The sequence below is a fragment of the Ruegeria profundi genome, assembly GCF_001507545.1.
In the GTDB taxonomy this organism is placed as follows: domain Bacteria; phylum Pseudomonadota; class Alphaproteobacteria; order Rhodobacterales; family Rhodobacteraceae; genus Ruegeria; species Ruegeria profundi.
The window spans coordinates 56,985-71,207 of the sequence record NZ_LQBP01000008.1 but is presented as its reverse complement, the minus strand read 5'-3'; the positions used below and the strand labels follow the sequence as shown (position 1 = coordinate 71,207).

Below are 14,223 nucleotides of genomic sequence, written 5' to 3'. Positions count from 1 at the left end.
TATCAGCGCATCAGTGTTTTGACCGCACCGCGCAAACGGTCGTCTTCGGTTTCCAGAAAACTCTGGCCCAGCTCATAAGCGCGCTGAACCTCTACAAGCCGCGTCACCTGTTCAACCGCGTTGACGTTGGACCCTTCGAGGAAACGGTGCAGAACTACGGGATTTTCCACCGGGTCAACATCGCCCTCAGTCCGGAACTGGGTGCTGCCCTCTCGTACCAGCATCTTGGGATCAGCTACGCGATAAACGCCGATCTGCCCCAGAAACTGCCCCTCGATACTCAATGTTCCGTCGCTGCCCACGTCGATAGAAGCACTATCCGGAGGGATGAAAACGGGCGCACCGTTGCTATCCAGTACCCTGTACCCATCCATTGTGACCAGATCGCCCTGGCCGCTGGGCGAAAACGCCCCCGCTCGCGTGAGCCGATTGCCCGCAGGGGTTTCAACCATGAAAAAGCCATCACCCTCGATTGCGAAATCGAATTGACCCCCTGTCTCGGTCAGCAGACCTTGTTGCAGCGATGTGTTGCGCACCTCGGCCCGGCTCATGGACAACGAAGTGTTGCCTGGCCTGTCGCGGACATACTCGGAAAACACGACGCCTTGCGCGCGGTATCCTGTTGTATTTGCGTTGGCGATATTGTTCGCAACCAGCCGCATTTCATTCATTAGCCCGGACTGGCGGGACAAAGTGGTATAAACGGAATCCATCAACGACCTCCGGCGATCAGTGGGATCAGGGTTGAAGTGAAAAAGGTCACCAGCGTCTGGGTCATGAAACCCATCGAGATCCAGAACACGATGACAATGGCGATAAGCTTGGGCACGAAGGTCAGCGTCATTTCTTGCACCGAAGTCAGCGCCTGAAACAGGCCGATGATCAGACCCGAGATCAGCGCCACTGCCAGGATCGGAACCGAGGTGATGACCGCGACCCACAATGCCTGGCGTACGATGTCATAGAAAAGACCTTCGCTCAGCATGTCGTCAGACCGGCATCCTGAGGATTTCCTGATAGGCCTCTACCACCTTGTTTCGCACGATCACCGCCGTTTCCACGGCAAGCTCGGTCTGGGCCAGGGCCTGCACAAGGGCGTGCGGGTCCGCCTGGCCTGTCATGGCAGCCTCAGAGACCTGCTCTGACCGTTTCAGGGTCGCCGTAAAATCCTGAAAAGTTGACCGCAATCCCTGCGCCACTCCGATGTGATCGGGATCGGCCTGTGTGGCGGGGCGCGCAAAGGCGTAGTTTTGTGCTGCGGTAAGGGATCGGATATCCATTCTGGTGTCCTTTATTTTCTGAGGAGTTCCATCAAGCTCGACGACATTTGGCGTGTCTGGTCGAACATCTTGAGATTGGCTTCGTAGCTTCGCTGCGCTTCGCGCGCGTCGGCGATTTCGATCATCAGATCGACATTTGAGCCGATGTAGTGGCCGGTTTCATCGGCCAATGGGTGCCCAGGGTCATAAATGCGCGACCCGTCGCGACGGTCGAGGTTGACTTCTCCGACCTGAACAACCTCGCGGCCATCCTTCTGCACAGTCTCAAACGGTACGGTTTTGCGGCGATAGCCCGGTGTGTCCGCGTTCGAGATATTCTCGGACACGTGCCGCAAGCGGGCAGACTGCGCCCGCAACGCGCTCGTCGATGCGGCGAGGGAATTGGAAAAATCACTCATGGTACGCTCTTTTTATGTTCGGCCAAGACTGCTGCGCAGGACATTCATCGAAGACTTGTAGATTGCCAGAGCACGATCATGCTGGCGCTTGACCTCAATCGCTTTGAACATCTCTTCTTCGACGGACACACCGTTGGCCCTTGGATCGCCTGACGGCGTCACTTCATACTCGGACCAGGGTAGCGTTTCGGTGGTGCCATTCAGGTGGCCGTCTCGCGTGGCTGTCATTTCCACCCTACGGCCGGAGCTTTCGAAAGTTTTCTGAAAGGCCTCAATATCATGGGGCTGATAGCCCGGCGTATCTGCATTGGCCATGTTGCGTGCGATGACAGCCTGCCGTTGACCGGCGTGGGTTGCCATTGCGTACGCTGTTTTAAAGACGTTCAGGTCATAGAACATCGGGGCTTCTCCCTCGATCAATTTCAATCAAGGCTTAACCCCGATTCCTTTAGAAAGCGTTTTCAGAAACCTGTTGGAGAACCCACAATGTCAAATCTCGACCCGTCGCTTCTGAAATGCGAATTCGACCGTTTATCCACTATGCGTCATATGGGTCGCGTCTCGGGGGTTGCGCGAGGTGTCATCGAAATTCAGGGGTTGGAGGGGAAAGCACGAATCGGTGACCACCTGACCCTTCGGCGCGGCGGCGCGTCGGATCTGCCGGGCGAAGTGCTGCATGTTGAGGCAGAGGTTATTCACATGTTGCCAACGGCCGCACCGGATGGGGTCAGCCTTGGTGATCAGGTGATTCTGGACCAGACGCCCGCTTTTGCTCCGGGTCTGCACTGGCTGGGGCGCGTGGTTGATCCTTTCGGCAGGCCGCTGGACGGTAAACCCCTGCTTCCCGGAGCGGTGGGGCAGGACATCATGCGGGCTCCACCCCCGGCGGTGACCCGAAAACCGCTGGGCAAGCGGATGGAAACCGGGTTGGCCATGCTCAACACTATGCTACCGATTGTGCAAGGTCAGCGTATTGGCCTCTTCGCCGGGTCGGGCGTGGGCAAATCCACGCTGCTGGCAACACTGGCAAAATCAATGCAGGCGGACGCGGTCGTCGTTGCATTGGTGGGCGAACGTGGACGAGAGGTCAACGCGTTCGTGGAACACGCACTCGGGACTGAGGGAATGAAGCGGTCGGTCGTTGTTGCGGCCACCTCGGACCAGTCGGCGTTGGCTCGCAGGCGTTGCGCGTGGTCTGCAATGTCCATTGCCGAGTACCTGCGGGATCAAGGGTTGAACGTCCTGTTTCTAGCCGACTCGGTGACCCGCTTTGCCGAGGCACATAGGGAAATTGCCGTGGCTATGGGCGAGGCACCCTCACTTCGCGGTTTCCCGCCCTCGGTTACGCCTCTGATCGCCGGTCTTTGCGAACGTGCTGGCCCCGGCTCTGGCGAGCAGGGCGATATCACGGCGGTTTTCAGTATTCTGGTTGCCGGATCGGATATGGATGAACCCGTCGCCGACATTCTGCGCGGTGTGCTGGACGGGCATATTGTCCTGAGCCGTGAAATTGCCGAACGCGGCAGATTTCCCGCCATTGACCTCAGCCGCTCGGTCTCGCGCAGCCTCCCGGGGGCGGCATCCGAAGAGGAAAACCGGATGATCTCGGAAACCCGCAAGCTAGTGGGCAGCTATGAACAGTCCGAGGTGATGATCAAAGCCGGTCTATACGCCGAAGGCGCCGACCCGTTGCTGGATCAGGCCGTGCGCGTACACGATGAGTTGGACGCTTTCTTTGGCAAACTCGAAACAGACGGGATAAAGAACAGCTTCAACCGCCTGCAACTGATCCTGCGACGCGCCACCGCTAACCTGCCGCGCTGAAGAAGTCCGGACAGTTTTAAGTGTTAAGACCACCTTAACACCTGCACGGCTACGCCTGTAGCTGGGTGATAAAAAAGGTGGTGGAGATGGGTACGCAATCCAATGCGGCGCCGATCATCATCAAGAAGAAACGTGTGTCAGGTGGTGAAAGCCACCACGGTGGTGCGTGGAAGGTTGCGTATGCAGACTTCGTCACAGCCATGATGGCGTTCTTCATGTTGATGTGGCTGCTAAACGCAACGACTGAAAAACAACGAAAGGGGCTTGCAGATTATTTCTCGCCGACAATTCCGGTTAACCCGGTTTCGGGTGGCGGCGATGGACCCTTTGGCGGCAATGACATGTTTTCCGAGGTAACCCTCGTGATGGAAGGGTCCGGGGCTGCAAAACAACAGCCCACGACTGCCAGGCAGGCACGCGGGTCAAGCGGTGTAAGCGCGGACAAGGGTAAGGAAGTATCCGAAGATCTTACTACGCTTGAGGCGCAGCTTCTGGGTCGCACCGGGGAAAGTTTGGTATCTGAAAAGGTTCTTAAACACATCGTCACGCGGGTCACCGACGAAGGCCTGGTAGTCGAGCTGTTCGATACAGAGGATCAGCCCCTGTTCGAATCGGGAACGGACGAACCAACGCCGATGATGCGGGCGCTGGCGGTACTGGTGGCGCGATCTTCGGACATTGTGACCAATCAAGTTGCGGTCGAGGGCCACGTCAGCGCATCGCCTGTGGTCTTGGCCCGAAACCCGTCCTGGGATGTCTCGACATCACGCGCGCAGGTTGTCCGCCAACTTCTTGAAGACAAGGGTTTTTCAAACTCACGGCTGGATCGCGTCACGGGTCATGCCGATCGTGAACTGTCTGACAAGAACCCGATGGCCGTGCGCAACAATAGGATTGAGATCATCTTTCTGCGCAACACCTGAGAGTTTGGATAGACTGCATTTTACCTGTTAGCGCGCTGTTAAGGGCAGTGCGCTAGCTGTTGCTTCAAGATTGACGCAACAGAAGGGCGTACCAATGACAATTTCCTCCTCGTTGAATGCCGGCGTGGCCGCATTGAAGGCCAACGCCAACCGACTGTCCACAATTTCGGACAACATCGCGAATTCCGGGACTTACGGCTACAAACGGGTAAATACGGATTTTCACTCGATGGTCACGACCGGCCAGGGCGGCAGCTACTCCGCAGGCGGGGTCAGAACCACCAGCCAGCGCCTTGTCGACCAACGCGGGTCCTTGGTCACCACGAACAACTCGACCGATTTGGCGGTGCGCGGCCGGGGCTTGCTGCCGGTTCGTCCAAGCTCGCAACTTGCCAGCGGATCAAACGAGATGCTGCTGACCACCACCGGATCGTTCCGCCCCAATGAAGAAGGGTATCTTGTAACCCAATCCGGTCTTGTCCTGCTGGGCTGGCGCGCAAATTCGGACGGGTCGATCCCGACTGTTGCCCGGGATACGCCCGCCGCGCTGGAGCCTGTACAGCTTAGTGTCAATCAGCTGGCTGGCTCTCCGACCACAAAGGCGAAACTTCGCATGAACCTTCCCGCTACCGCCACCCAAGCGGGTGCTTCGGGAGACACGCAACCCCTGTCGATCGAATATTTTGACAACCTGGGCAAGACCGAGACCATTGATATCGAGCTTAAGCCATCTGTTCCCACGGACGGCAGCAGCAATGAATGGACTATGATTCTGCGCGATTCAGCCTCGGACGGGGATATCGTTGGGGAGTACACCCTGACCTTCACCGACAGCCGTACTGCAGGTGGTACGCTGGAAAAAGTCGCCAAGGTCACAGGTGGGGATTACGATAAAGACACAGGCAGCGTTGTCGTGGATGTCAAAGGTGGCCCGATGGAAATCGATCTTGGCCTGATCGGTGACAACGAAGGCATTACCCAGCTGTCAGACACCTTTGCCCCGGTTTCGATCACGCGCGACGGATCTGCCGTTGGTACGCTATCCAGCATCCAGGTCGATGAAAACGGGTATGTCTACGCGTTTTATGATACAGGCATCAGCCGCCGTATGTTCCAGATTCCTCTGGCGGACGTACCCAATCCCAACGGGCTGACGGCGCTGGACAGCCAGACCTATGCACCGTCGCGAGAAAGCGGAAACTTTTTCCTGTGGAATGCAGGCGAGGGCCCAACCGGAGAGCTTGTGTCCTTCGCACGGGAAGAATCGACCACCGATGTCTCGACCGAACTGACGTCGCTGATTCAAACCCAGCGCGCTTATTCCTCAACCGCAACGGTGATCAAGACCGTTGACGAAATGCTGCAGGAAACCACCAACATCAAACGTTAATTTTGGTTTTGATCCGAAAAGGAGGGCTGCCTGATGAACTTGTCAACAGCATTCAACAACGCGGTAAGTGGCCTGGCCGCTTCCAGCCGCGGTACGTCGGTTGTGTCGGACAATATCGCCAACGCGCTGACACCCGGTTACGCTCGTAGGTCGTTGGAACTGACGACCAATAGAATCTCGGGTACTGGGGTGCGTACGGTTGGCGTCGTCCGTAATCATGACCCGGTACTAACAGCAAATCGCCGTGCCACGGACTCGGATCTGGCCTATCGTACTGCGGTATCGAAGTTTTTCACCAACGTGGAAGACTTCATCGGTACAGCCGACGACCCCAGATCGCTGGCGAATGCACTGGCAGAGTTCGACAACAGCCTGATCACCGCAGCTAGCCTGCCGGACTCGTCTGAACGCCTTGATCAGGTCGCTCGTACCGGTCGCGATCTGGCGACAAGCATCAACAGGGCGTCCGAGGGCGTTCGGCATCTACGCTCGGAAGCTGATCGCTCAATTGGTCGGCAAGTGGACAGCCTGAACCAAACGCTCAAAGAGATCGAAAAGCTCAACACCAAAATTCCATCAATTAAGCACTCGGGTGGTGATGTCGGAGCCCTTCTTGATCAGCGGCAGGTTCTGATTGACCAGGTTAACGCGGTGGTGCCTGTAAACGTGATGGCGCGTCCGAATGAGCAGGTATCGCTGTATTCTGACGGTGGGCTTATCCTGCTGGAAGGCAGCGCGGCCGAGTTCTCGTTCTCGAAATCCGGCAATATCCAGGCTCATATGACCCTTGATAACGGTTTGCTGTCCGGGCTGGAAATGAACGGCAAGCCTGTGCGCACCAGTGGGGATAGCGCGCAGATTAAGGGCGGCGCACTTATGGCGCAGTTTCAAATCCGCGATGAGCTTGCTGTAGAGGTGCAGGCCAACCTGGACTCGGTCGCCCGCGATTTGATCGAACGGTTCGAAACGCCCGGATTGGATCCAACTGCAAAGCCCACGGACCCTGGCCTGTTCACCGACGACGGAACCCGGTTCGATTCCACGGCACCTGCTGGGTTGGCTTCGCGCATTGGTCTGAACAAGATTGTCGATCCCGACAACGGCGGCGACAGTCGGCTCTTGCGTGACGGGCTTGGCGCGACGGCTCCGGGTAATTCAGGTGATGCCACACAACTACAGGCGTTCGGAGCGATACTGAGCGAATCGCGCCCCGTCGCGGGGGCGCCCTTTGGCACCGGTGAAATGCGCGCAGCTGATCTGACTGAAGCGTTGATGTCCAAGGCCGGATCAGACGCACATACAGCAAGTCAAAGTCTGACATTTGCCAATAGTGCTCAGCAAGAAATGGTCCGAATCGAGACGGCGCAAGGCGTTAACACCGATCAGGAACTACAGAACCTGATCAAGATTGAGCAGGCTTATGCCGCCAATGCACGGGTGATCTCGGTAGTTGATGAATTGATGGAAACCTTGTTGAGGCTGTGATGATAAATTTTACGTCTATCGGTGATCTGGCGCGCGGGATGAGACTTCAGACCCGCTCGGTCGAACTTAGAAACCAAATAGAGACCCTGTCTTACGAGTTGGTCAGCGGCAAGGTTCAGGACGTTTCTGGACGACTGGATGGGGACTATTCTCACCTGCTGGATCTGGACCGAAGCCTTTCGCGCCTCGACGCGTTCAAGGTTTCGACGGCTGAGGCGCGGCTTTTCACAGATGCCACTCAACTTAGTCTGACAACGGTCAATGACTCCGTGGACGAGGTTGCGGCAACTCTGTTGTCGTTTGGCACGTCAAACCAAGCGGTCAGCCACGAAAACGCATCGGCGCTGGCGCGAAACGAACTGGACACGATCATGTCCGCGCTGAACCAACGCGCAGGCGGGCGTAGCCTGTATTCCGGAACGGCCACGGATGTCTCTCCGCTGGCTTCTGCCGATACCCTGCTTTCTGCACTTGAGGGTGAACTGTCCGGCCACACATCAGCGGTCGATATCCGTCAGGCGGCAGAGGACTGGTTCAACGACCCCGCCGGATTTGATGCGGTAATCTATCAGGGATCGGATACTGCGCTGGCACCGATGCAGGTTTCTGAGAACGAGAGCGTGCAAATCCCGATCACTGCCACGGATCCCGCGCTTAAGGATGCGATGCGCGATATCGCTGTTGCTGCATTGTTGTCCGACGATGCACTTAACTTGCCAAGGGATCTGCGTACGAGTCTGTTTAGACAGCTAGGTGGCGATTTAGCGAACACCCAGAACCAGTTGGTGAATCTAAGGGGGCAGGTCGGTTCGGCTCAGGCACGCATCGAACAGGCCGCCACACGCAACAGTGCAGCTAGGACCAGCCTGGAATTCAGCAGGAACGAGCTGATTGCGGCAAATCCGGAAGAGACCGCCACAAAACTCCAGACCGTCCAGGTTCAATTGGAGAGTTTGTATTCCGTCACCGTCCGCAATTCGAACCTGTCATTGGTGAACTTCCTGAGATGAGACTCCTTGCTTTTCTACTGATGCTACTGCCCGGGATCGCATCTGCCGGAACGATACGCCTGAAGGATCTTGTGGATTTCGACGGGGTGCGCGGCAATGACTTGGTGGGCTATGGGCTTGTTGTCGGGCTAAACGGCACCGGTGATGGGCTGCGCAACTCGCCTTTCACGGAAGAAACCATGTCGAACATCCTTGAAAGGCTGGGTGTAAACGTGAATGGCGAAGATTTCCGGCCCAAGAACGTGGCGGCCGTTTTGGTGACAGCCAGCCTGCCGCCGTTTGCGCGGGTCGGTGGACAGATAGATGTTACGGTGTCGGCCATCGGAGATTCTGACAGTCTGCTTGGCGGCACCTTGGTCATGACACCGCTGAACGCTGCGGATGGCCAAATTTACGCGGTGGCGCAAGGCACTGTGCTTGCCGGAGGCGCCGTGGCCCAGGGCGAGGCTGCATCGGTCGTGCGCGGCGTGCCGACCTCTGGGGTGATCCCGTCCGGCGCACGGGTTGAGCGCGAGACTGACTTTGATCTCTCGGCACTCACAGAAATGCGTTTGGCCCTGCGTGAGCCTGATTTCACCACTGCCAGCCGTATCGAAACCGCGATCAATAGAGAATTCAATCGAGCGGTTGCGGTCATGCGGGATTCAGGAACAGTAGAGCTGAACATCGCGGCAACTCAATCGGTTTCGACGGCGCACGCGCTAGGGCGGATTGAGAATATATTGGTTGAGCCGGAAACCAAAGCCCGCGTCGTGGTCGATCAACGCTCGGGCACCATCGTCATGGGGCAAGAGGTTCGCATTTCACGAGTCGCGGTATCACAAGGCAATCTAACTCTAACAGTCGAAGAAACACCCATCGCCGTTCAGCCCAACCCCTTTGCGCGCGGAGAAACTGTTGTTGTTCCCCGAACGGTCGCTGGGATTGAGGAAGATGAAGGCACGGGGTTAGCCGAGATTCCCGAAGCCACCACCTTGTCCGAGGTTGTCGCGGGCCTGAACGCGCTTGGCGTTTCGCCCCGCGACATGATCGACATCCTGAAAACAATCAAAGCTGCCGGGGCACTACATGCCGAATTCCTGGTGCGATAGCTTCAAATAGTAAAGGCGGGATCAGTTGATTCTGGCCATCACTTGGACTTCCAACTGTTCAACCACCGTTTAAATCGGCTGCTTCTTTCTTCGATCGCGTCACCGGCGGCATAGAGCCCGTCCTCCATATTCTCAAGCACCGGGTCGACGCGGGCCTCGCGAAACCGGCGCCAGCGGACCCAAATCGCCCATAGAAGCGCGGCGAAAACGGTCAGGAAAATGATGTTGAACCACGGGATGATCCGTACATCAGGACTGTCGACCTGCCAAATCTTTACGGCGTTTGGAAAGATCGAAAGGAATTCGTTGCGCCAACCATAATGTCTTACGACAACCCAGCGTGGATTTTCGGTGGAAGACTTCAGATCCACCGCCTCGGCTTGCAGGTTCGAGGAGTTAAGTTTGAAGTAGGGTGGCCAGCTCCAACCGGTATCTTCATTTCGGTAAACCATCACCCTATCGTTGGTTTTTCGCGTCTGAATAAAGAATACGTCGCGGTTCGGTGCAGTCGGGTCGCTGCCAACGTCGTGCACTGACCAGAAAATGCTGTTCTCGCCCGGATCGATCCGCTTTTCATATGTATCCGAGATTCGCACCACGTCATGCTGCGGCAGAGTATAGTGAAGCACCGCTGCAAGCGTGCCCCAAAACAGGATGATTATGGCCCATTTGACGTATCGCATTGGCGAAGCCCTCACATGAAATTCGTAACGTAAATCAGGATCGCAATCAGGCTTAGCGGCACCACGTAAATCCCGAGGATCAGCTTGCGGCGCATAGACCCATCGTATTTTTCCAGGCCGCGCCGAATAAAAGCATCGCGATCACCGGTCAGACCCTTTTTTTCCCAATGAGCAATCAGCTTACCGCGTCGAACCCAACGGGAATAGATCGAAACACCAACATAGAGGACCGTCAGAATGATCAGCAAGGGTACCAAAAAGCGCAGTGCGACGAACATTCAACCTCTCCCAACAGCGCCCCAGGGACCGACGCGCGCGATGATGTCATCGCTGACCCGGTCCGCGCCATCCATATCAGGCTCATGGCCGAACAGCGCGGCACGGGCGCCTGCCTTGTCCACCTGATACTCGCGAGCGAGGAAATCGGCAACATAGGCTTTCTTGCCTTCGGACCACATGGCGTAGGTACGATAGAATAGCTCTTTATGACAGATGAACATCTGCCGCGGGTCCAGCGGGGCCAATTCGGCCAGCAACATGTTTACCAGATCGCGGTTCGGCGTATCTGTGGCCCTGAGCGTATAGAAATAAGCCGGATGATCCGAGGTGATGCGCGGCCAGGGCCCACCATCACTCGCCCAGCGCAGCAGTTGCGCGAGGCCGTGATACGCCTCGGGCAGTTGGTCCGAGTGGTTGCGGGCCAGACGCCGCATATCGCTGCGGTCCAGCCCGGTCAGATCGACACCCGCATTTGCAGCGGCGTCGATCGTCAGGAAATCCATCTTCTGCTGTAAAATCGCGGTGGCGTCCACACCACGCGCCTTAACGATGGGTTCGACCAGATCGTTGTAATCTAGAAACTTGGCAATCTGGTTTCGCTGGGACGTGGAAAAGGCGTGTTTGATCGGCAAGTCATCGGGTATTTCGCCCATACAAATTGCCGCCGGGTGATCGGCGTCAGGAAACAGGTAGAGCCCGCCGAAATGCGCCGTCCAGAAATTGCGCTGCTCAAAGGCCGTGTGACGCAGGCGGACCGGGTTGCGGGTGACATCTCCGGTTTCTTTCGCGGTTTCGATCATCCGGGCGATCAGTACATCATCGAACCAGGCGTCTTCCTCGGTTTTGAACTGCTCGACCATACCCGCCAGTTGCTCGGCCTTGCGCAGGGTGCCACCGACCGTGTCGGCCTCAATCTCGATCTTGCGCAGGTTCAACAGATCGCGCGGCGTGGTGAGTTCAAAGACCGAGTTCACCAGCTCGCCGGCCACTGCATCGGTGGCGGTCAGGGCAAACAGCTGCGCCTCGTTCATCTCAATGAATTCGCGCAGGATATCGCGCGAGGTCGAGAATTTGACGTTCAGCAGAGGCGCGCGTTTCTGCTCGGTCGTCAACAGGATGAACTGACGGTTGACCCCGTTGGGGTTGAGATAGAGTGGGTCGTCCAGCTCGATCCCCACCTCCGGCGAATAGCCCGAAATATCGACATGGAAATCCGTCAACGCCGTGTTCTTGCCCGCCAGATGCTGCAACGCGCGGTTATACCGCTCGACCAGAGCCGGGCTGGAGATATGGACGAGATTGCCGAACATCAGGCCTTTTTCGATGAGGCGGATCACGTCACAACTCCAAAACCTGCGCTTGTTCAAGTTCTACTTTTATGCGTTTCCACTCCTCCTTGAGTATCCGGTTAGAAATCCTATGAAACTCTTTCAGGCAGGCGTTCTTTTTATCCTTGTCTGCGTCACGTAGCGACTGCACGTAGCGTTGAAAGGACTGATTGAGGTCTTTAGTGTTTTTCTCTTCGAAATTGAGCATCAAGAACACTTTTCGAAACCGGAGTGTCAACTCTTTGAAATCCGAAGCTTCCTTATTATAAACTGACATTTCAGTTTGAAGCTGCGCCAGTTCGCTTCTCAGTTCCTCTACCCACTTCAGCCTAAATTCTGACATTTGCAGACTAGCTTGAATTCTGCGGCTATACCATTCTCTGCGTTCAGCGGATTTATTGGAGATATGTGACGATAGTAGAGCAAGCGAGGATACCAAAAAAAGCGTCCCCAACGACAGCAAGGTACTGTCATGATCCGAAATAAATAGCTCTGTTTTTTGAAGGATGGGTCCTTTGTAACCCGAAATCGCTACGAATAGTACTGGGGCGAGAGCAACCAAGCTTAGAAGGAAGAAGAACGTGCCTAAGATCATCTACTCTTCCCCTCCAGATACCGCCGCTTGGCCTCTTCCATCCGGCCCATCTCGCGGACGGCGTTTTCGATGGCGACCTCGTCGCTCTTGTCGGCATAGCGGAACTCGCTGTCGGCGTAGCGGTTGATTTCCTGTATCACCATCTCGACCGTTATCGGCTGGCGCAGATCTTCGATCATCGCCTTCTTAGTGTCGTAGTCGCGGAACAGGAACAGGTCGGGGTTTTCCATCCATTCGTCGGGCAGTTCGAAATCCATCGCGCGGACCTTGACCGCGTCGGTGATGTTCTTGATCGCGCGGCCGGTGAAACGCTCATCCGCCTGTTGGATCGCCTTGAGGTAGGTGCCAAGCTTGGCGATCGTGTCCATCTGGCCGATCTCACCGGACACACGGTCATAGACCTGCAACAAGGCGTCCTCATGCGGGCGGGAGTGGCTTTCGAAACTGGCGGCGACGGCCTTTCTGATCTCTTGCGCGGCATAGGCTTCGTGCTCGCCCAGCGGGATGTCGTGGTTGCGGCCCATCAACAGGTGCAGGATGTCGATGTAATCCTCGCGCGTTTGCGGCCCGTCGACCAGAAACCGCGCGCCCGCCCGCTGACGCAGGGCGTCGTCCACATTCTCGGGGTAGTTCGAGAACATGCCAAAGGTGCAGTTGCCGCGCACGACGGTGTTGGCGCCCGCAAAGCTCTCCATCAGCACAGCGGTGATTTCCAGTTGTCCCGCGCTGGACTGCCGGTCGCCGCGTTTACCTGCCAGCTGGTCGATATCGTCGATGGTGCCGAACCCGATGACCGAGGGGTCGATGATCGTATTGATAAACGCCTTGGCGTTCTGGCCGGACTTGCCTTGATAGCTGTCGATATTGTCGGTGCTCAGGTTTTGGTAGCGGAACGGATAGCCCGCGTTCTGGCAATACTCATTTATCAGCCCGGCCATCATCTGGATCAGGGTGGTCTTGCCCGTGCCCGGTTTGCCATCGCCCATGAAGGTAAAGATGAACCCGCCGAGTTCCGCGAACGGGTTCAGGCGGCGCTCGAAATCGAAGGCCATCAGCATCTTGGCCAGCTTCATCGCCTGATACTTGGCGATATGGTTACCGACCACCTCGTTCGGTTTCTTGAACGTCATGGTGAGCGTGGTGGATTTCGCCTTGGAAGCTGGCTCGAACCCTCGGATAGTCAGGTCGTCGGCCTCGATATGCCAGGCCGCGTTCTGGAACGGGGCCAGATGGCCTGCGGATTGGGCGCGCAGGGCGGATTTTTCCATCAACTGTTCGGCATAGGCGCTGGTGGCCGCGATCAGGTGCGCGTCATCCGGGGCGTGTTTGGCCAGTGTTTGGTCCAACTCCCACAACGCACCGTGCAGGGCGAGCTGGCCGTTATCGGTCAGAACCTCCTGGACTTCGCCAATGTCGACTGTGGTTTCGCCCAGATGCGAGGACATCAGATAGGCCAGCGCATTGCCAAATGTATGTAGCGTGATCAACGCCTCAGCCGTAAGCAGCTCAGAGAATTCGGTCTTGCGCGCGGCTGGCAAGTCTCCGGCCAGATTGGCGCGTTTCAGATCGGCCAGCGGGGTCTGGTCTGCATAGGCCTCGGCCACGGCCAGCGCGATTGAAATGCCGCGGCGAATAGCCTGCTGCGCGGTGGCTTGGGGCGGTGAGACCAGCGCATCGCCCTCATCCGAGGCCTCGATCCGCTCAACCAGATGCACCCCGTCGGCGCGCGCAGTCCGGCGTGTGACAAGCCCCGGCGTGGTCGACCGGAACCGCCGCCCGGTTGTCACACCCGGCGACCGTTCCGTCGAGGTCTCAATGGCTTTGGCAATCCGCGGCGCGTGTTCAAACCCGTTCAGCAAGGCGGTGGCCGCGGGATAATGCTTGCGAATATCCGCCTCGCGCAATTCCATCTGATCTGATGTCAAACTCATCTCAAA

General features: G+C 57.0%; 16 protein-coding genes. 6 read left to right on the top strand and 10 right to left on the bottom strand.

Annotation, left to right across the window (positions count from 1 at the left end; all coding sequences use genetic code 11):
* Window positions 1-2: 2 nt before the first annotated feature.
* The 5 genes from AVO44_RS15290 to AVO44_RS15270 are packed head-to-tail and all read right to left on the bottom strand — an operon-like array spanning window position 3 to window position 2,077.
* Entirely contained in the window at window positions 3-713 is a 711-nt protein-coding gene (locus AVO44_RS15290) for a flagellar hook-basal body complex protein (RefSeq protein WP_068338496.1), read from the bottom strand.
* Window positions 713-985, bottom strand: coding sequence for a flagellar biosynthetic protein FliQ (locus AVO44_RS15285; RefSeq protein WP_068338494.1), 273 nt, complete (start codon window positions 983-985; stop codon window positions 713-715). The genes AVO44_RS15290 and AVO44_RS15285 overlap by 1 nt, the downstream gene beginning before the upstream one ends.
* A 4-nt stretch (window positions 986-989) precedes the next feature.
* Window positions 990-1,280: a flagellar hook-basal body complex protein FliE gene (gene fliE / locus AVO44_RS15280; RefSeq protein ID WP_068338492.1), complete on the bottom strand. Its 291-nt coding sequence runs from the start codon at window positions 1,278-1,280 to the stop codon at window positions 990-992.
* 11 nt (window positions 1,281-1,291) lie between these two features.
* On the bottom strand, window positions 1,292-1,678 hold the full coding sequence (gene flgC / locus AVO44_RS15275) for a flagellar basal body rod protein FlgC (RefSeq protein ID WP_068338490.1): 387 nt from the start codon (window positions 1,676-1,678) through the stop codon (window positions 1,292-1,294).
* Window positions 1,679-1,690: 12 nt separating this feature from the next.
* On the bottom strand, window positions 1,691-2,077 hold the full coding sequence (locus AVO44_RS15270; protein ID WP_068338488.1) for a FlgB family protein: 387 nt from the start codon (window positions 2,075-2,077) through the stop codon (window positions 1,691-1,693).
* Window positions 2,078-2,164: 87 nt separating this feature from the next.
* On the opposite strand from AVO44_RS15270, the gene AVO44_RS15265 reads away from it, so the two are divergent.
* The 6 genes from AVO44_RS15265 to AVO44_RS15240 all read left to right on the top strand — a co-directional run bounded on the left by AVO44_RS15265 (window position 2,165) and on the right by AVO44_RS15240 (window position 9,401).
* Window positions 2,165-3,502, top strand: a complete 1,338-nt coding sequence (locus AVO44_RS15265) for a FliI/YscN family ATPase (RefSeq protein WP_082677512.1) — start codon at window positions 2,165-2,167, stop codon at window positions 3,500-3,502.
* A gap of 86 nt (window positions 3,503-3,588) precedes the next feature.
* Complete coding sequence (locus AVO44_RS15260; RefSeq protein WP_068338486.1) at window positions 3,589-4,425, top strand: flagellar motor protein MotB; 837 nt, start codon at window positions 3,589-3,591, stop codon at window positions 4,423-4,425.
* A gap of 94 nt (window positions 4,426-4,519) precedes the next feature.
* Window positions 4,520-5,815, top strand: coding sequence for a flagellar hook protein FlgE (locus AVO44_RS15255; protein ID WP_205626550.1), 1,296 nt, complete (start codon window positions 4,520-4,522; stop codon window positions 5,813-5,815).
* A gap of 33 nt (window positions 5,816-5,848) precedes the next feature.
* Window positions 5,849-7,300: a flagellar hook-associated protein FlgK gene (gene flgK / locus AVO44_RS15250; RefSeq protein ID WP_068338483.1), complete on the top strand. Its 1,452-nt coding sequence runs from the start codon at window positions 5,849-5,851 to the stop codon at window positions 7,298-7,300.
* Window positions 7,300-8,310, top strand: coding sequence for a flagellin (locus AVO44_RS15245; RefSeq protein ID WP_068338481.1), 1,011 nt, complete (start codon window positions 7,300-7,302; stop codon window positions 8,308-8,310). The genes flgK and AVO44_RS15245 overlap by 1 nt, the downstream gene beginning before the upstream one ends.
* The gene (locus AVO44_RS15240; RefSeq protein WP_068338479.1) at window positions 8,307-9,401 is read left to right on the top strand and encodes a flagellar basal body P-ring protein FlgI; all 1,095 of its coding nucleotides are present in this window, start codon (window positions 8,307-8,309) and stop codon (window positions 9,399-9,401) included. The genes AVO44_RS15245 and AVO44_RS15240 overlap by 4 nt, the downstream gene beginning before the upstream one ends.
* A 38-nt stretch (window positions 9,402-9,439) precedes the next feature.
* Here the strand turns inward: AVO44_RS15240 and AVO44_RS15235 are convergent, their stop codons facing one another.
* The 5 genes from AVO44_RS15235 to AVO44_RS15215 are packed head-to-tail and all read right to left on the bottom strand — an operon-like array spanning window position 9,440 to window position 14,217.
* Window positions 9,440-10,084: a DUF1523 family protein gene (locus tag AVO44_RS15235; protein WP_068338477.1), complete on the bottom strand. Its 645-nt coding sequence runs from the start codon at window positions 10,082-10,084 to the stop codon at window positions 9,440-9,442.
* 11 nt (window positions 10,085-10,095) lie between these two features.
* Window positions 10,096-10,362, bottom strand: a complete 267-nt coding sequence (locus AVO44_RS15230) for a hypothetical protein (RefSeq protein ID WP_068338475.1) — start codon at window positions 10,360-10,362, stop codon at window positions 10,096-10,098.
* Window positions 10,363-11,700: a DUF6638 family protein gene (locus AVO44_RS15225; protein WP_068338473.1), complete on the bottom strand. Its 1,338-nt coding sequence runs from the start codon at window positions 11,698-11,700 to the stop codon at window positions 10,363-10,365.
* Window position 11,701: 1 nt separating this feature from the next.
* The gene (locus AVO44_RS15220) at window positions 11,702-12,286 is read right to left on the bottom strand and encodes a hypothetical protein (RefSeq protein ID WP_068338471.1); all 585 of its coding nucleotides are present in this window, start codon (window positions 12,284-12,286) and stop codon (window positions 11,702-11,704) included.
* Entirely contained in the window at window positions 12,283-14,217 is a 1,935-nt protein-coding gene (locus AVO44_RS15215) for an AAA family ATPase (RefSeq protein WP_068338469.1), read from the bottom strand. The genes AVO44_RS15220 and AVO44_RS15215 overlap by 4 nt, the downstream gene beginning before the upstream one ends.
* Between the last annotated feature and the right edge of the window lie 6 nt (window positions 14,218-14,223).